The organism is Halomonas sp. H2 (genome assembly GCF_050215315.1).
Taxonomy (GTDB): domain Bacteria; phylum Pseudomonadota; class Gammaproteobacteria; order Pseudomonadales; family Halomonadaceae; genus Vreelandella.
Map to the genome: position 1 here is coordinate 3,697,099 of NZ_CP189760.1, position 17,658 is coordinate 3,714,756.

Sequence of the window (17,658 nt, forward strand, 5' to 3'; positions counted from 1 at the left end):
GGTGGAGCTGGTGAAATTGATCCGCCGCATGTCGGGGTGGGCAATTAGATGGTGCACAGCCGGGTACTGCCCGGAAACCTTCATGATGAAGGTATTACCGCACACCACAGAGACATAGCGCTGGCTTGGGTACAGGCAAGCGTACTCACCAACTAGAGCAGAAACAGCGTGCTCAAAATGGGGAAGGCGATTAATAGCGCTAGTCGTATTAAGTCAGAAACCACAAAAGGCGCCACCCCTTTAAATATCTCCCCTAGCCCGACATGTGGCGCCATCGCTTTAATCACAAACACGTTCATCCCCACCGGCGGGGTCATTAGTCCCAGCTCAACGGTCAGTACGGTCAAAATACCGAACCACACCGGGTCGATGCCCATCGCCTGAATAATCGGGTAAACCACCGGCACGGTGATCACCAGCATCGCGATGGAGTCCATGAACATGCCCAGCACGAAGTAGAGCGCCAGGATGCACAGCACGACGACGATGGGCGTTAGATCCATACCGTAGAGTAGGTCAGTGATGGAGAACGAAATGCGCGACACCGAAATGAAGTAACCCAGCGTTTCGGCCCCTACCAGCATAAAGAACACTACCGCGGAGAGCGCCAATGTCTCTTGTACGCTATGCCATAGCTGCGCGCCGCGCATGCCTTTCGCTAAGGCGTAGAGCAGCGTAGCGAATGCCCCAACGCTAGCGCCTTCCGTCGGCGTAAAGGCACCAAAATAGATACCTAAAATCATCACCAGGAAAACGCCAAAAAAGGTACTGGCCAATGTCGCGGGCACGCTTCTCGTTGAGGCTGCGCTGGGCGCGCAGCTCGGGCGGCACGTCCTCTTCATCGAAGACGAACAGCTTGACCAGAACCCCATAGGGAATTTGGGCTATGTAGTATTCCTTGCCCGCCTGGATGCCGCGCACGGCCGGGAACGAGTAGGTGTGTTCCTGGGCGGCCTCGGTGATTTCGCTGGCCGCTGCCTCCCGGCGAGCCGCCGCTTCGGCGCGCTCTTGGCGCTCGGCCTCGACACGCTCGATCTCGGATCGGGCCTGGGCACCATAGCGCTCCACCAGCTCATCGAAGGACAAGCCCAGCGCCGCTAGGCGCCCAGCGTGACGCTCTACCCGGTCGCCCTGAGCCTCGGCATGAGCTGCGCGCTCGGGGTTGTACAGTCCCGGCTCCCAGATCGCTACCAGCAGCGCCACAGCTTCCGACTCCTGGCGTTGCTCCAGGGCAGCCGCCAGAACTTGCGGGTAACGCTCGCCCTTATCTAGCTTGTTCTCGTTCTCGACCACCACGAACGCCTCCAGCGTCTCGGCCTGACGATTCAAGCGGTGCGCTGCGTCGGTAGCGGCATGATCAGCCTTGTGGCCGGACACCACCTCGGCGGATTGGTAGGTCTTCGGGGTGCGGGCGTGGGTTACGACCGTCTCGGTTACGCTCATGACATAGAACATGGTGCTAACTCCTTTGGTTTGTCCCAGCCGGGGATGGAATGGGTTTTGGAATTCCGAGAATCAAATTGGCTAAAAAATGCATCGAAGCCGACGCTCGTACCCCGCGCGCTTTATGCGGGCGTTAACTTGAGCCAGAACCAATGACAAGGGAGAATAAGGATCATATGAATTACATCTTTCTCGATACATGTGTTTTGCTAGATGTTTCTACGAAAAGAAGTGATCTCCCTCTTGTGTCTGCACTAGAGGAGCTGGTGAGTTCGAACAGCGTAAAATTAGTCTTGGCTGACCTGGTTATTGATGAGTATGAGCGAAATAAGGAGAGTGTGGCGAAGAAAACTGCGCAACGACTGTCTCAAGAATTTAAGCAGGTCAAGGCTGTGGTAAATGAGTTTGCTGGTGAAAAGCAAGGAGCGACCATAGACGTTCTGAATGATATCAATGCAAGACTGCCCCTTTTAACCGAGGCAAATTACGCAACTATCCATAGAGTTGAAAGACTAATTGAATCGGCAGTGGTAACTCCAGTTAGTGAGCGTTCAAAAATCGCTGCCATTCAACGTGGACTAGAAAAAAGAGCGCCTTTTCATATAAACAAAAACTCTGTCGCAGATGCTGTTATCATTGAGCAGTTTTTTGAGTTTATGAGTAGCCTAAATCGTAGCTGTGATACTTGTATTTTTGTTACCCATAACCATAACGACTTTTCCTCGAAAGATCATCGAAAACCGCACTCGGATTTTGACGAGATATTTTCATTTTCTAATTCTTTATATTTCAATAATCTAACTCCAGCTATTGACCACATTGATCCTGATTTGCTTGCCGAAGTCGAGTTTGAACATGATTTTTCAGAAGAAACCAGAGGGTTGAGAGAAATATTAGACTCCATGGATGAGCTTGTCGATAAGGTCTGGTACAACCGTCATCAAAACCGTATATGGCTCATCGAAAACGGTGAAATTGAAATCGTTCCTGAAGGAACTGAGCGCTATGGCTCAGATGTAATTCATGATCATATCCTCCAAGGTGCTATTAAATCAGCTGAACGCATTGAAGAGAAATATGAAGATACAGGCCCATGGAGTGACTTTGAGTGGGGAATAATCAACGGGAAGTTATCAGCGCTGCGTTGGGTTCTAGGTGACGAATGGGATATGTTGGACACCTAAGTTAACGAAGCATTACAGATAGATAGTTAGGTGCTTGTTGCCAGAAAGGCACGCATGCGCACTCATAAACCGTTAAATTTAGGGGGTTTTGTGCCTGAATGGGCTATTAGATTCTTTGATTCGATCTCATCTGTAACATCAGCAGCTAGAGCACTAGGTACGGTTTTGCTTGTTCTATTGCTCTGGAGGCCAGCCTCAAAACTATTCTCTAATATTGGCTTTCCCGATGATTACATAATTCTTTTCCTGACAGTTGGAGCGTTCTCCGTTTCATACCTTGTAGTCAGGTTGTAGTGGTCAAGTAAAACTGGCCACCGCCTTATAGTTAACCCAGTACTTTTCCTCTGCCTGGTTCGGACTCATACCACCGTTATGCTGGTGAGGCCTAAGCTGGCTGTAATACCCGATTAAATAGTTCACGATATGATGCTGCCCCTGCAAGAATGAGCGATAGCCATACGTTGGCACCCATTCAACCTTTAAGCTCCTGAAGAAACGCTCCATTGGCGCATTATCCCAGCAGTTACCACGTCGGCTTAGGCTTTGTTTTACCTGGCATTTCCAGAGTGTCTGACGGAACTTACGGCTCGTATAATGACTGCCCTGGTCGCTGTGGAACATAACCCCTTTTGGCCGCCCACGGCTCTCATAAGCCATTTTCAATGCGCTGCTGGTGAGTTCGCTATCGGGCGATAACGACATCGACCAGCCAATCGTTTTCCTAGCAAATAAGTCCATGACAACGGCTAGATAAGCCCAGCGTTTGCCAGTCCAGATATATGTGACGTCGCCACACCAAACGCGGTTGGGCGCCTCAACGTTAAACTGACGCGCTAAGTGGTTCGGTACCTCAACATGTTCATCACCTGTTTTCTTGTAGGTGTGCCCAGGCACTTGGCAGCTAATTAGGCCAAGCTTTTCCATCAGGCGGCCAGCGCGATAGCGACTTAACGGCACATCCTGCCTTGTCGCCATCTCTGCGATGCTGCGCGCCCCTGCAGAGCCTTCGCTCTCGCGAAAGAGCTCTCTGACCTTGGCTATTTCCTTAGTCTTCGTGGCACACACAGGTCTTTTTGAACGTTGTCTCCAGTATTTAAAGCTGCTGCGATGCACGCCAAACACGTCACACAGTTTTTTTACCGGGTAGCTCGTCTTGAGTTTCTCGATTAGCGAGAAGTGTTCAGGGAGTCCGACATCAAGAGAGCGGTAGCCTTTTTTAGGATGTCTTTTTCCATCTCAATGTCACGGATGCGCTTTTCAAGCTCGCGAATCCTGAGCTGATCGGGTGTCATGGGCGTTGCTTTAGGGCTTTGGCCATCACGCTCTTGGCGTAACTGACGAACCCATTTATCCATGCTCGAATACCCCACATTCATGGCTTCAGCCGCTTCTCTAACTGTATAGTTTTGATCAACGACTAGCTGTGCTGCTTCGAGCCGGAATTCAGGGCTAAAGTTACGTTTTGGTCTTGTTGCCATGCTGCCACCTAGTGATGTCTTGGTGCATATTAGCACCTCTAATTAGGTGGCCAAATTCACTATGCCACTACAGACGTCTTGCTTGCTTCGTTTTCGTGACGGCCTGTTCAACACGATGACGCATCTTGAGAATGGTCTCAAAAATCACATCCTCATCAACATGCCGCAGTCCTTCCTCTCGAATGCGGCGAGTTGCTTCCCGTAACTCCCACACACTAATCGCTGGTCGAGTAGGATTCCGATAAGGAACCATGTAATAGATCTCACTTTCAGGGTCGTAGAAATAGACTTTACTGATATCGCGTGGATCACGACGGATAGTAAATGAACGAGCCTTCGTTTGATTTTCGGGGTCTTTTGAACCAATCCAAGGGTTCAACACTTCATGGTAGTAATTAATTTCATCCAGCTGGACGCCGTAGCGCTGCACAGTGCGTGAATAAAGAGGAAGGAAGTCTAACTTCAAACGCGTGGGGTCAGTTGGTATAGGCGGCATCCCCAAGCCCGGCTGTGTTGAGTCTCCTAATATACCGAGTTGCCACTTGCGCATTGGTGGCATGTTCAATTCAGAATGCTTGCGACGGTGATACACCCCAACAATAAATTCAACTAAATGCTGCTCAAACTCACGAAGGGTGAGCGCTGATTCTTTTTCTGAGTCATATCCTTTCCGTTGCTCAACGTTGGAAAATGTTGTGCCAGGTAAGGTGTGTATCTCATTTGCAGCAGTACCCATATAACGCTCTATATGTCCGCCGTAGTGGGGAAGCTTTACCGGACGTAATTGCAGGTCGATACCGTATTGTTCACAAGCCCGGCGCAGCATTTTCCCCCGGAATTCTTTCGCGTTATCAGCATGCAGAACACGCATTTTCCCCCAGACTGGCCACTCTTGCCCCACCCCCAGGTTTGCAAGATATTCATGCTTAGGCAACATGGCATTGGAGACACACAAACCCACTGAGATAGCACTGGGCTTTTCCATGCTAACCGCAATCCCCACCACCATTCGTGAAAAGACATCAATAGCCAGAGTTATCCACGGTCGGCCAAGCGCCAGACGATGCTCTTCATCAACTAAGATGACGTCAGCAGGCGTATGATCTATTTGAACAACAGCAAGAGGGAAATCCGCATTTGGAAACTCTCCCCTGATAGGAGCAAAGGTGTCACGCGCCTTATCTCGTAGCCCGCGGCGTCTCATCGTTTCACGTGTCGAAATCTGTTTTATGCGGTTACGGATTGTATTGGAGTGAGGAGGAAGTAAACCGGCCTGTTTGCAATGAGCTTTGACAGTGATAATTACGTCACTGGGCTTATATCGTTGACGACTTAGATATAAGTCATTGATCGCCCCTTCGATTATTGCCTCGACTTTCTTATCGAGCTTTTTCGTACCTGGCTTGCGGCCTCGCGGGGCTGGTATCAATGCTGAAATATGGCCAGCCTCGTGATAGTCCTTAACCCATTGGTATAAAGTGGCAACGTGAACACCGGCTTCTTCTGCTAACTGCTCTGCCTTTGCACGAGTACGAAATGGATCGTCAAGTAGAGGACGGATTGCTGCAAACCGCTGCTGAGCAACTTGCCAGTCTTCGTCTTCGATCTCGGATAAATCCTTTCCTTCAGCAACACCACCTTCTCCAAGCTCTATATCCGTTACGGGACGAAGCTGATGCGCAGACAGACGGTGCACCTCTCCAGTGTCGGTATCTTTAGCAAGGAGGGTTGCTGTATCCAACAAGTGCGAAACTCTATAGGTACGACCATTGGCTGTTATCACAGACCCAGTAGTTACCGATAGAAAAGCGGGCTCTGTAGCCATAAGAAACCTTCTCCGTTAGTAATCCATATGGGGCTGGACATGTTTAATGGGCGTATGAGGTCAGCATGAACACGGCCTATAGCGATCATTTGCCATAAACAACTAAGCGCACACATACGCTTTTCCTCATTCGCATAAGCAGCTGTAAGTAGAATTTCAGGTGTTGTTTCACCGAGCACGGCAAGGGTTCTAGCCAAGTGAGTAGCGGTAGCCGAGTCCTCTGCCAAGTCCCTATAGGCCCTTAGAAATCGTGCATTGTTCAATAGGCCAGTGCCTCTAATCTCTCGCTCAGTCACAATGCGAAAGCCCCAACCTTGCTGCTTGCAATAGCGTATAGCTGCCTGAAATTTAGGCTTCATAATGTGCCAATTTTCTCTCAAATCTTCGCGATACTTAACCTCATACAGAATCGGCGCCGCTTCATCCGAGTAAGTCACGAGCATATCGGGCGTGTACTGACGCCTTTTTCGATCATCATCTTGATACTTAAGGGTTAGCGGCTGCTCACAAACCGTAGCGACCAACGGATCAAAATCGAGGATCATCAGGAAATCGCGCTCTAATGATGACTCAAAATTGCAAGTGCTTCCTCGTAAGAAAGAAACCTGCCCAGTAAGGCTCCTTCGGTTAGTTCCAATAACTCTAACAGGCCGATTCATATTCAGTCGCCTATATATTTGTGATTTTAACACCCAGTCGCTTATATTGGTGTCAATTAGTAGCGTATTTACTTGTCGAAAATAACGTAAGATATTGTTCCAGTATAGCATTAGTAGCTGTTTTTAGTGGAATTCACAGCGGCTCAAAACCCAAACCCGGTGAAATTTCACTCGCTCACCACGGCGTGCTGTTTTTAGACGAACTGCCCGAGTTTTCCCGTAACGTATTAGAAGTGCTACGCCAGCCACTAGAAACAGGAAATATCCATTTAGCCCGCGCCAGCCATGAGCGCCACTACCCCGCCCGTTTTCAGCTCGTCGCCGCAATGAATCCCTGCCCCTGCGGCCACTTAGGCGACCCGCGCCAGCGCTGCCAGTGCACTGCCAGCCAAATCCAACGTTATCAAGCGCGGCTTTCTGGCCCACTGCTAGACCGTATCGACCTACAGGTTGAAGTGCCCGCGCTGCCGCCAGAACAACTTACCGCACAAACCCAAGGCGAATCCTCAGAAGCCGTGCGGGAACGAGTAATGGCTGCCCGGGAACGCCAAATGGCACGCGGCGCGCTAAACAGCCAGTTAAGCGGCAAAGCCTTGGAGGCGGCTTGTGACCTTAATGATGAGGAGCGCGCCTGGCTTGCGGGCGTACTCGAAAAGCTCAAACTCTCCGCTCGCGCCTATCATCGCGTATTGCGCGTAGCGCTAACACTGGCCGACCTCCAGGGCGCGCCAAAGCCAGCCCAGCCACACCTTATTGAAGCGATTGGCTACCGCCAGTTGGATCGGATGTTGAAGGGGGCTTAACGGTGGTTATTGGCCATTACACCCACAAGCCGCTGACATAGAGCATCAAGCTTCTCACCGGTAGCGGCATCGTTTAACGCGCCCGACCCGTTAAACGCGCTGCCTGCCTTCGCCAGCGATAACGGCTGTGGCAACACGACCAGCCCAAGATTGGCAAGCAGCTGCTGGCCTAGCGGCAGTGCGCGGATACCACCCAGCCCACCGGGTGATGCTGCCACCAACGCAGCCCACTTACCAGCGAACAGCCCAAGCCCTGGTGTCTCTTGATAAGGCCTAGAAAGCCAATCCAGGGTGTTTTTCAGCAATGGGGTAATAAAGCCGTTGTACTCCGGCGAGGCGATCAGCACTCCCTGATGATCTGCCAATATGCCGCGCAGTCTCAGTACGTTATCGGGCATACCTTGAGCTTCAATATCTTCATCAAACAGTGGGCAGGGGTAGTCCTTCAAATCGATAAAGGTTGCTTCTCCGCCAAGCACTTCAATCCGCTTGGCGGCGAGCCTGGCTAGCTGTTTGTTAAGCGAGCCTTCACGGGCGCTGCCTGCCAACACAAGAACTTTTGCCACCGATGACGTCATTACCATTTCCTCTCTAAATTACGTATGCGAATAACGCCACCATTTAGCATTTACGCCTGCTGGGCAAGGCGTTTTTTGCTAATTAACGGCTAGGTTCGCTCTGGACACTAGCTGCCATTAAAACGTCTGCTTATTGTCATTCAATTATCACTATTGCTGGGGAAAATTAGCGAAAGCTGAAACTCCTTAGACCTCTCTCACTAAATGGCGCAATAGCGATGATAAAACCAATTCTAGTCACTGCTCTAACTCTCTTTGCGTTTACCGGTACGGCACACGCCCAGCAGGGCTTTCCAGCCACCTTGACCGGTCATTCACAACTGTCTGGCGGCACCTTTATACCTGCCCCTGGTGGTGCCGCTGAGCACTACAACGTCTCAGGTCGTTTTACCGGCAATGAGGGGCGCATTGAGCGGCTGTACACCAATGTGCAAGCCACTGGCTTAGCGCTACCCTTCCCCAGCCAGCCGTTGCAGGGGTTTTCCGGTATTCGCTCGCTGGGCGATGGGCGCTTCCTGGTGTTGACCGATAACGGCTTTGGCTCCAAAGCAAACTCCTCTGACGTCATACTGATGTTTAACATCATTAAGCCCGATTGGGACAGCGGCCGCGTCGCGATAGAGGAGACGATTCAGCTCTCGGATCCAAACCGCAAGGTGCCCTTCCCGATTATGAATGAAGCGACGCCTGGCCGCTTTTTAACCGGCGCTGATTTCGACCTCGAATCGATCCAGCCGGTGGGTGATAGCTACTGGCTTGGCGATGAATTTGGCCCCTGGATTATCCAGGTCGATAGTGAAGGCGAAGTGCTGCAGGTGCTGGCCACAGATCCAAGCGGCACGCCGCTGCGATCCCCCGACAATGCCTTTGCCCTAACCCCGAACCCCGGCGCGCCTCTCGCTGATGATGTGGTGGTGTTTCGCTCCGGCGGTTATGAGGGCATGGCGCTCTCCGAAGACCAAACAACCCTCTACCCGCTGTTGGAAAAACCGATCTGGGACAGCAACACCAGCGCTCCAGAAGCGATCGATGACACCCCCGTGTTAAGAATGTTCGAGCTCGATGCTGAAACCAGCGAATGGGGCGATACAACCCGCTATTACCCGTTGGAATCAGCGGATCACGCCATCGGCGATTTCAACCTCATCGGCGGTACCCGCGGCCTAATCATCGAGCGTGACAGCCGTCAGGGCGACCCACGAGAAGAGTGGGCAGACAACCCCGCCAAGTTCAAACGCATCTATCTCATCGACCTCGAGCGCACGGACGAGCAGGGTGTGCTTGAGAAAATCGCCTATATCGACCTTATGGATATCCAGGATCCCGACGGCATTGCGCCGCGTGGCACACACAACGGCAGCTTTAACTTTCCCTTTGTGACCATTGAGAACGTGGATCGAGTCGATGAGCGCACTATCGTGGTCGCCAACGACAATAACTACCCGTTCTCGATTGGCCGCCAACAGGGGCGCGCCGATGATAATGAGCTGATACTGCTCGATGTGGAGGAATTTCTGAACGCCCAGTAATACGCGTGAGCGTGAACATAGGAGGGTGAAGCCACTGAATAAATCTGTCATTGGTTTTATTCAGTGGTGCTGATTGTTAGGAAATATTCTCACCAATGTTATCTGCAACACTATCCAAAAACCCATCCAGCGCTGCAAATAAGGCGCGCCGGATCGGCTCCGCTTCATTGACCAAATGATGACGGGCTTCCGGGTGGCGATGGATATCCGCATTGGGAAATTTTTCCGCCAGAATCGCTAAATTCCACTCCCAATCGACTGTCAGGTCTTGCTCGCCTTGCAGTATCAGTGCGGGCAGCGGGTTGGGCTCTTGCGCCAGCAGGCGCGGCATCCAGCGACGCATGGCACTTACCCAGGCCACGCTTAAACGCTCAGGCTGCAAGGGGTCTTGATCGCGCAGAAATTCGGTGAACTGCTCGTCGGTAGAGTTGGGCCGATATTTACGCGGCAACTCTTTTAAGAACGAGCTAGCGATCAGATGCAACCAGCTTGTTTGACTCCACTTCCACGGGCGCACCAAAGGCGCTAGCAATACCAGCCCGGACCATTCGGCGGCTTCCCGGCGGGTTAGCGCGTCGGTTGCCAGAATCGCCGCGCCCGTGCTTTGGCCCACTCCCAACCACGGTGTAGGAGCCATTCCTTGGCTCCTTAACGTTGTCTGCAAATAAGTGAGGCAGTGCTGGTAATCCTCAAAATCCTCTATCTCTGCCCGCGCCCCACTGGAAAGGCCATGGCCCGGTAAATCCCACATCACGACTCGCCAGCCTTTTGCCAGCAAACGTTTAAGTAAATGGCGATAAAGGCCCATATGATCAAAATAGCCGTGCACCACAAAGGCGGTGCCCACCGGCTGCGGCGGGCTCCACACTTGGCACCACAACGCAAAGCGACCGGTATCGATAAAGCCTGCATGCACTTCGCGGGTATCTAACAGCAGTGCTTCTAAGCCATAGTGGTGAAAATACCCCTGCATCGCCTCTGCAAGTATTTCACCGGGCAGCAGTCGTGTCAGGGCATTTACGCCCGAGGCGTGACGAAACAAGCCTTCCAGATGTTGGAAATCACGCATCGTTGCTTCTCCATAACGCCATTTTCCGTTGGCTTAGACGCGGCAGATGGGTCGCGCTCCCTAAACTTAATTCCTAGTCATTTGGTCGAGCATTTTAGCGCATAAGCGTCTACGCTGTTTACATGCCCGAACAGATATGGAATTATTTTCCACAAATGCTTTTACTCTGCCCATGGCAAACCATGTTCTAAAGAACAGAGTGCCCACGGGCATTCCTACAGGAGAAACCCCATGAGTGAGCGTATCACGCGCCACCGTTTACAGGTGGCAAGCGATCTAGATCGTTTTATTAATGAGCAGGCGCTACCGGGAACAGGCATTGATGAAAAAGCCTTTTGGTCCGGTGTTGATGCTCTGTTTCATGATTTGACCCCGAAAAATCGTCAATTGCTCGAAGAGCGCGACACACTGCAAGAGAAGCTTGACGCGTGGCACCGGGAAAACCCAGGTCCGGTCGCCGACATGCCCGCTTACCGCCGTTTCTTGAAAGAGGTCGGTTATTTGGCGGAAGTACCGGCTAACGTCAAAGCGACCACCACGAACGTTGACCGCGAAGTGGCCGTTCAAGCTGGCCCACAGTTAGTGGTGCCGGTGAGCAATGCACGCTACGCGCTAAATGCGGCCAACGCGCGCTGGGGTAGCCTTTACGATGCCCTGTACGGGACCGATGCGATTTCCGAAGACGACGGCGCAGAGAAAGGCACCAGCTTCAATCCGAAGCGCGGCGCCAAAGTGATTGCCTACGCCCGTGGCGTGCTTGACCGCGCGGCGCCGCTGGCAACTGGCTCACACCGCGATGCGGTGAACTACGCTATTCGTGATGAGCACTTGGTAGTGACGCTGGAAGGCGGTCGTGAGACTGGCCTAAAGGATTCCGGCAAGCTGATTGGCTTTACCGGCGAAGCGGCCAAACCAGAAGCGATTCTGCTGGGTAACAACGGCCTGCACCTGGAAATCCAGATCGACCCTAACGACGCCATCGGTAAAACCGACCCGGCAGGCGTTAAAGATGTCGTGGTTGAAGCCGCACTGACCGCCATTATGGATTGCGAAGACTCTATCGCCGCAGTCGATTCAGAAAACAAAGTGGGTGTTTACAGCAACTGGCTCGGCCTGATGAAGGGCGACCTGGAAGAAAAGATCGAGAAAGGCGACAAAACCTTTACCCGTACGCTTAACGCCGACCGCACTTGGCAAACCACCGATGGTGGTCATGTTACGCTACCCGGCCGTTCGCTGATGTTTGTGCGCAATGTGGGTCACTTAATGACCACACCAGCGATTTTGGATGAGAGCGGCAACGAGCTACCGGAAGGTATCCTTGATGCCGTGGTCACCTCGCTGATAGCGCTGCACGACCTGAAAAAAGACGCTGACCAGCCGCGCAACTCGCGCACCGGCTCTGTGTATATCGTTAAGCCGAAGATGCACGGCCCCAAAGAAGCCGCTTTTGCCAATGAGCTGTTTGGCCGTGTTGAAGACATTCTAGGCATCAGCCGCGACACCCTGAAAATGGGCATCATGGACGAAGAGCGCCGCACCACCGTCAACCTCAAGGCGTGTATTGCCGAGGCTGCTTCACGGGTGGCGTTTATCAATACCGGCTTCCTCGACCGTACCGGCGACGAAATGCATACCGCCATGGAAGCGGGCCCCATGGTGCGCAAGGGCGATATGAAAGGTGCTGCGTGGATTCAGGCCTACGAGAAGAGCAACGTGCAAGTGGGCCTTGCTTGCGGCCTACGCGGACGCGCGCAGATCGGTAAGGGCATGTGGGCCATGCCTGACCTGATGCACAATATGCTAGAGCAGAAAATCGGCCACCCGAAAGCCGGTGCCAACACCGCTTGGGTTCCCTCGCCTACGGCGGCTGCGCTGCACGCCCTGCACTATCATCAGGTTAACGTCACCGACGTTCAGCGCGAACTGGAAACCCTGGGCGAGCCTGACTACCTGGATGATCTACTCACCGTGCCGGTGGCGGAAAACGCCAACTGGTCCGATGAAGAGAAGCAGCAGGAGCTGGATAACAACTGTCAGGGTATCTTGGGCTACGTTGTACGCTGGGTAGAGCACGGCGTGGGCTGCTCGAAAGTACTGGACATCCACAATGTGGGCTTGATGGAAGACCGCGCCACGCTGCGTATCTCCAGCCAGCACATTGCCAACTGGCTGCACCACGGCATTGTCGATGCATCGCGCGTAGAAGAGACCCTCAAACGCATGGCCAAAGTAGTCGACGAGCAGAACGCTGGCGACCCGACCTATACGGCCATGAGCGCCGATTTTGAAGGCTCTACCGCTTTCAAAGCCGCCTCAGACCTGATCTTCAAAGGCCGCGTCCAGCCTTCCGGCTACACCGAGCCGCTACTGCACGAGTGGCGTCAGGTGCATAAAGCGAAGTAAATTAGCTTTATGGTGTCATCAGCCTCGAGGCTTATGCCTCGGGGCTTTTTTTATAAAAGGGAAACAACAATGACCGTAATGACTGCCGAGCAAATCGAACACTTTCTGGATGAAGTGTTTCCTCAGCGCATGGGCCGAATTGAAAGCGTGGGTGAGATGAGCGCCACCATGCGTTTGAAAATCGGCAACGAACATTTGCGCCCGGGCCCGCGGGTTTCCGGGCCGACTATGATGGGCTTTGCAGATGTGGCCATGTACGTGGCTATTTTGGCGCAAATTGGCCCAGAGGCAATGGCCGTGACTAGCGATTTAAACTGCCACTTCCTCCGCGCAGCCTCCGGCGATCACGACATTATCGCCCACGCCAAGCTGATTAAACTTGGCCGCCGCCTAGCAGTGGGCGAAGTACAGCTATTCTCAGCCAGCGACGAAACACATCCCGTGGTGCATGTCACCGCCAGCTATGCACTGCCGGATAAGACGTAAAGCGAACGTCAATTAAGGCGCCAGCGTCATAAACGGCTCATCTTGCTGGTCGCTAAACGCGTAGACGTTATAGGGTTCACTTTGAGGCCCTGGCATACCCGGTGTACCGATGGGCATCCCCGCTAGGCCAATGCCATCGACATCAGGCTGCTCTTCAAACAGTTTGGCAACGGCTTCCATCGGCACATGGCCTTCAATCCAGTAGTCGCCTATTTCGATGGTATGACACGACCCCAAACCATAGGGGACGCCTGCCTGCTGTTTGATCTCACTCAGCTCAACGTCATCGATGATCGTCACATCAACACCCTGCTCTTCAAGGTGGCGCGCGTACTCGTCACAGCAGCCGCACTGAGGATTTTTGTATAGCGTGGCCTCGTCAGGCAGTGCCGCATGGGCCGAGGTCGCCCCCAAAACCAGTGCACCAGACAGCAATAGCGAGGTAGTTAAGCGGCTCATAAATAACCTCCTTGATAGGAACGACTAAAAAAATGGGTAAAATGGCGCGATACGCAGCCACATCAGCACAAAAACGCCAGCGGCATAAAGCTTACAACCTGTGGGTAGCCCAAAGGTCAAGGTTAGCGATGACGGCGCTGAACTAGCAGCACTACCACCCCAAGCGCCAGCCAACCCGCCATTAGCAAAACGCCACCGATAGGCGTCACAATGCCAAGATTCAGACCCATCAGCGCCATCAAATAGAGCGAGCCTGAAAAGCCCACAACCCCCAGCGTCCACAGCGCCAGCACCCAACGCTGGCCGGCAAGCGGATTTACTTGACGCCACACCAGCACGATCATCATGGCTAGCGTGTGCCACGCTTGGTAACGCACGCCGGTTTCTACAGCGCTCACCATCGCCTCGGTCGTTCGTGACGCCAATCCATGAGCAGCATACGCCCCCAGCATCACCATCATAGCGCCCGAAAGCGCCGCGACACACCACCACACTTTATCTGTTCGTTGCACGTTGCTCTCCTGACTCACTTTGCTGCTCCCCTTTCGCTTCTTCCACCGCGCTGATTGCACCCATGGCGTACCTTGCGCGGCGCTAAACCGCTACAATAGAGAACGAACTGACACGACGAATGAGACGCGCCCCTTTATGCCTATCCAAATACGTCTAAACGGTGAACCCCATACATTGTCGTCCGGCCTCACCGCCGCCGACCTGGTCGAACAGCTGGGCCTTGGCGGCCGTCGTATCGCCGTCGAAATTAATGAAGAGATTGTTCCCCGCAGCCAACACGCCGACACCCGCCTGGTCGATGGCGACCACGTAGAAGTTGTCCACGCGATTGGCGGCGGTTAGAGGAAACACTATGACCCAACAAACGCATGTAGCGCTAGCCGATACCCCGCTAACCATCGCCGGACGCAATTTTCACTCGCGCCTGCTGGTTGGAACAGGCAAGTACAAAGACTTTACCGAAACCGGCGCCGCCATTGCACAGAGCGGCGCTGAAATCGTCACCTTTGCCGTACGCCGCACTAATTTAGGTCAGGACGCCGACGCGCCCAACTTACTAGACGCGATCTCCCCTGAGCGCTACACCCTGCTGCCTAATACCGCCGGTTGCTACACCGCTAAAGACGCCGTGCGCACCTGCCGTTTGGCCCGCGAGCTGCTCGATGGTCATAACTTGGTGAAGCTGGAAGTCCTCGGCGACGACCACACGCTCTATCCCAATGTGGTCGAGACGCTCAAAGCCGCCGAAACGCTGCTCGCTGACGGTTTCGACGTCATGGTGTACACCAGCGACGATCCTATTGTGGCACGCGAATTAGAAGCTATGGGCTGCTGCGCCATCATGCCGCTGGGCTCGCTGATTGGCTCGGGCCACGGCATTCAAAACCCGCATAACGTGCGCCTGATTGTCGAGCAGAGCCGCGTCCCGGTGCTGGTAGATGCAGGCATAGGCACGGCGTCGGACGCTGCCATGGCGATGGAACTGGGTTGCGACGGCGTGCTGCTGAATACCGCTATTGCCCACGCCCGCGACCCACTACGCATGGCCAACGCCATGAAGCTGGCCGTGGAAGCTGGCCGCGATGCGTTCTTGGCCGGCCGTATGCCGCGCCGCCAGTCCGCCGATCCCTCTTCACCTTTTGCTGGCCGTATTAACGGTTAATTGATTCGAGACCCCATGACTGAACCTAACGATGCCTTACCCGAAGCGTCCGAAAGCAACGCCACCACCGGGCCGGAAGGCGAGGATGCACCGCTGCACCGCCGCGGTATTAAAAGCTATGTGATCCGCGCGGGCCGCATGACCCAGGCCCAGAACCGCGGCTTAGAGGACATCTGGCCGCGCTTTGGCCTGACCATCGCTGACGGCCGCCAAGACTTGGACGCGCTGTTTGGTCGCCAGGCACCGCGGGTAGTGGAAATCGGTTTTGGCATGGGCAACTCGCTGATTGAGCAGGCCGAAACCCACCCAGGCACCGACTTTATCGGCATCGAAGTCCACGCCCCTGGCGTTGGCAAGTTGCTTGATGAGGTGGACAAACGCGGCCTGACTAACCTGCGCGTTTACCGCGAGGATGCCCTGGCAGTGCTGGAGCAGTGCCTGCCCGAAGGCTCGTTGACCACGCTGCAGTTGTTCTTCCCCGACCCCTGGCCAAAGAAGAAACACCACAAGCGGCGCATCGTGCAGCCTGCCTTTGTTGAGCTGATCCGCACCCGCCTGATGCCCGGCGGCACCTTCCATCTGGCCACCGACTGGGAAGCCTACGCGGAGTGGATGGCAGAAGTCATGGAGGCAGCACCCGGCTATACCAATACTGCCAACGCGGAAACCGCCCCGTACGTACCGCGCCCGGCGTTCCGTCCATTGACCAAGTTCGAAGCCCGCGGCGAAAAACTCGGCCACGGCGTTTGGGATTTGATTTATCAGCGGAAAGGGTAAAGGCGCCCTGTCTATTTAGCTTGATAGCCATCGGGTTGGCGTACGCTGCATTCAAGGTCGTTATGCACAAATGCTGGGCAAAAGAAAGCCGCTCCAAAGGAGCGGCAAAAAGACCGTGACTAGCAATGAGAGGGAGAAACCATGACAGTAAACTGGCGCTGATTCTTAAATCAACAAGCTGTCGTGGTTGCCAGCGGCTCATCAAACGCTGACAACCACACTGTAATAGTTCTCATTTACCTCGTCAACACAAATACGAATATTTTTTATTTACTGTTTTGCTGGCTTCTCTGATCAGCTAACCAGCTGCAGCCAAAACGGCAGAGTGAGCATTGCTAATAGTGTCTGCCCGGTAATAATGGCTGCCATTAGCTCGGCATCGCCACCCAACTGGCGGGCTAAGATGTACGCGGAGGTAGCGGTAGGCAGTGCTGCAAATAGCAGCGCCACATCGCGGCTGACCGGATCCAGCTGTAGCATCCACGTTAATGCTAATACCAGCGCGGGCATTAGCAGCAGCTTAACGCTGTTGGTGGCCAGTACACCGCGGTCAACGCGCAGTAGCGCCGCCGGTCGCAGCGCCACTCCCACGGCTACCAGGCCCAGCGGCAACGCGGCACGCCCCAGTAACTCGACCGTATTCTGACTCCAGCCTGGCAAACCAACGCCGGAAAGATTCAGCCCAATACCCGCGAGACAGGCCAAAATCAGCGGGTTTTTAGCCAGTGCCATGGCGCTTTTCCCTACGCTGGCACCGCCTAAAGTGCCAGCCGCAACAAAGCTTGCCACGCACATCACATTGACCACTGGCACCATCAGTGCCACGGCGACTGCCGCGGTGGTCGCTCCTAGGCTGCCGTGCAGAGCAGCGGCACCCGCAACGCCGACATAAGTATTGAAACGCACCGCACCTTGGAACACCGAGGTAAACGCAGCCGGGGTTAGCTGCAGCCAACCGCGTAAACGCCATAGCAACAAGCCAAATAGCGCCATCGCCCCTAGCAGCACTAATGCCAAACGCCCCACCGGCACTTGGCTTACCTCCGCTGTCGCTAAGGTTCCCACCAGCATCGCAGGAAACAGTACAAAGTAGATTAGCCGCTCCATCTGCGGCCAAAAGCTGTCGCTAGGCCAACGCCCATAGCCAAGCACAGCGCCCAGTAAAATTAATAAAAACAGTGGGCCTAGAGCGCCCGTGATGCTTTCCATTTACGTCCCTTTTGCCTGCGACATCCCAGCACAGCGATATCGGCGCGTTTACTGGTACCATGGCGTCAACACCCCGCC

16 protein-coding genes and 2 pseudogenes are annotated in these 17,658 nt (G+C 53.9%); 8 read left to right on the forward strand and 10 right to left on the reverse strand.

What is annotated here, in order from left to right; genetic code table 11:
• Positions 1-152 precede the first annotated feature (152 nt).
• A pseudogene (locus ACQE2I_RS17140) lies at positions 153-764 on the reverse strand (TRAP transporter large permease subunit); the annotation flags it as partial.
• Positions 694-1,455 carry a DNA sulfur modification protein DndB gene (locus ACQE2I_RS17145; protein ID WP_247716659.1) on the reverse strand — a complete coding sequence of 254 codons (762 nt, stop codon included), beginning with the start codon at positions 1,453-1,455 and terminating at the stop codon, positions 694-696. The gene ACQE2I_RS17145 and the pseudogene ACQE2I_RS17140, both read right to left, overlap by 71 nt.
• Before the next feature lie 164 nt (positions 1,456-1,619).
• On the opposite strand from ACQE2I_RS17145, the gene ACQE2I_RS17150 reads away from it, so the two are divergent.
• Positions 1,620-2,627, forward strand: coding sequence for a PIN domain-containing protein (locus tag ACQE2I_RS17150; RefSeq protein ID WP_193092730.1), 1,008 nt, complete (start codon positions 1,620-1,622; stop codon positions 2,625-2,627).
• 297 nt (positions 2,628-2,924) lie between these two features.
• Here ACQE2I_RS17150 and ACQE2I_RS17155 read toward each other — a convergent pair.
• The 3 genes from ACQE2I_RS17155 to ACQE2I_RS17165 all read right to left on the reverse strand — a co-directional run bounded on the left by ACQE2I_RS17155 (position 2,925) and on the right by ACQE2I_RS17165 (position 6,589).
• Positions 2,925-4,105, reverse strand: a protein-coding gene (locus ACQE2I_RS17155; RefSeq protein ID WP_427029213.1) for an IS3 family transposase whose coding sequence is annotated in 2 segments (ribosomal slippage) — positions 2,925-3,838 and positions 3,838-4,105 — 1,182 coding nt in all. Because the reading frame shifts where the segments join, the coding sequence is not laid out codon by codon here.
• A gap of 67 nt (positions 4,106-4,172) precedes the next feature.
• Complete coding sequence (locus ACQE2I_RS17160; RefSeq protein WP_427029216.1) at positions 4,173-5,849, reverse strand: Mu transposase C-terminal domain-containing protein; 1,677 nt, start codon at positions 5,847-5,849, stop codon at positions 4,173-4,175.
• 50 nt (positions 5,850-5,899) lie between these two features.
• Complete coding sequence (locus ACQE2I_RS17165) at positions 5,900-6,589, reverse strand: TnsA endonuclease N-terminal domain-containing protein (RefSeq protein WP_217990263.1); 690 nt, start codon at positions 6,587-6,589, stop codon at positions 5,900-5,902.
• Positions 6,590-6,720: 131 nt separating this feature from the next.
• On the opposite strand from ACQE2I_RS17165, the pseudogene ACQE2I_RS17170 reads away from it, so the two are divergent.
• Positions 6,721-7,392: pseudogene (locus ACQE2I_RS17170) on the forward strand (ATP-binding protein); the annotation flags it as partial.
• On the opposite strand, the gene ACQE2I_RS17175 reads toward ACQE2I_RS17170, so the two are convergent.
• Positions 7,389-7,970: an NADPH-dependent FMN reductase gene (locus tag ACQE2I_RS17175; protein WP_427029217.1), complete on the reverse strand. Its 582-nt coding sequence runs from the start codon at positions 7,968-7,970 to the stop codon at positions 7,389-7,391. The pseudogene ACQE2I_RS17170 and the gene ACQE2I_RS17175 overlap by 4 nt on opposite strands.
• A 218-nt stretch (positions 7,971-8,188) precedes the next feature.
• Between ACQE2I_RS17175 and ACQE2I_RS17180 the strand changes: the two genes are divergently transcribed.
• Entirely contained in the window at positions 8,189-9,499 is a 1,311-nt protein-coding gene (locus ACQE2I_RS17180) for an esterase-like activity of phytase family protein (RefSeq protein WP_427029218.1), read from the forward strand.
• 76 nt (positions 9,500-9,575) lie between these two features.
• Here ACQE2I_RS17180 and ACQE2I_RS17185 read toward each other — a convergent pair whose 3' ends face one another.
• Positions 9,576-10,568: an alpha/beta hydrolase gene (locus tag ACQE2I_RS17185; RefSeq protein WP_427029219.1), complete on the reverse strand. Its 993-nt coding sequence runs from the start codon at positions 10,566-10,568 to the stop codon at positions 9,576-9,578.
• 231 nt (positions 10,569-10,799) lie between these two features.
• Between ACQE2I_RS17185 and ACQE2I_RS17190 the strand changes: the two genes are divergently transcribed.
• Positions 10,800-12,974 (forward strand): malate synthase G, encoded by a 2,175-nt coding sequence (locus tag ACQE2I_RS17190; protein ID WP_427029220.1) that lies wholly within the window; start codon positions 10,800-10,802, stop codon positions 12,972-12,974.
• A 69-nt stretch (positions 12,975-13,043) separates the two neighbouring features.
• The gene (locus ACQE2I_RS17195; protein WP_427029221.1) at positions 13,044-13,460 is read left to right on the forward strand and encodes a PaaI family thioesterase; all 417 of its coding nucleotides are present in this window, start codon (positions 13,044-13,046) and stop codon (positions 13,458-13,460) included.
• Positions 13,461-13,472: 12 nt separating this feature from the next.
• On the opposite strand, the gene ACQE2I_RS17200 is transcribed toward ACQE2I_RS17195, so the two are convergent.
• Both ACQE2I_RS17200 and ACQE2I_RS17205 read right to left on the reverse strand, forming a co-directional pair.
• Entirely contained in the window at positions 13,473-13,919 is a 447-nt protein-coding gene (locus ACQE2I_RS17200) for a DUF411 domain-containing protein (RefSeq protein WP_427029222.1), read from the reverse strand.
• A gap of 122 nt (positions 13,920-14,041) precedes the next feature.
• Positions 14,042-14,431: a DUF423 domain-containing protein gene (locus ACQE2I_RS17205; RefSeq protein ID WP_427029223.1), complete on the reverse strand. Its 390-nt coding sequence runs from the start codon at positions 14,429-14,431 to the stop codon at positions 14,042-14,044.
• 136 nt (positions 14,432-14,567) lie between these two features.
• Here ACQE2I_RS17205 and thiS point away from each other — a divergent pair, with 136 nt between their 5' ends.
• The 3 genes from thiS to trmB are packed head-to-tail and all read left to right on the forward strand — an operon-like array spanning position 14,568 to position 16,371.
• Positions 14,568-14,774, forward strand: a complete 207-nt coding sequence (thiS, locus tag ACQE2I_RS17210) for a sulfur carrier protein ThiS (protein ID WP_427029224.1) — start codon at positions 14,568-14,570, stop codon at positions 14,772-14,774.
• Between the two features lie 10 nt (positions 14,775-14,784).
• Positions 14,785-15,594 carry a thiazole synthase gene (locus ACQE2I_RS17215; RefSeq protein ID WP_427029225.1) on the forward strand — a complete coding sequence of 270 codons (810 nt, stop codon included), beginning with the start codon at positions 14,785-14,787 and terminating at the stop codon, positions 15,592-15,594.
• A 15-nt stretch (positions 15,595-15,609) separates the two neighbouring features.
• On the forward strand, positions 15,610-16,371 hold the full coding sequence (trmB, locus tag ACQE2I_RS17220; RefSeq protein ID WP_427029226.1) for a tRNA (guanosine(46)-N7)-methyltransferase TrmB: 762 nt from the start codon (positions 15,610-15,612) through the stop codon (positions 16,369-16,371).
• A 294-nt stretch (positions 16,372-16,665) separates the two neighbouring features.
• On the opposite strand, the gene ACQE2I_RS17225 is transcribed toward trmB, so the two are convergent.
• Complete coding sequence (locus ACQE2I_RS17225) at positions 16,666-17,580, reverse strand: AEC family transporter (RefSeq protein WP_427029227.1); 915 nt, start codon at positions 17,578-17,580, stop codon at positions 16,666-16,668.
• Positions 17,581-17,658 lie beyond the last annotated feature (78 nt).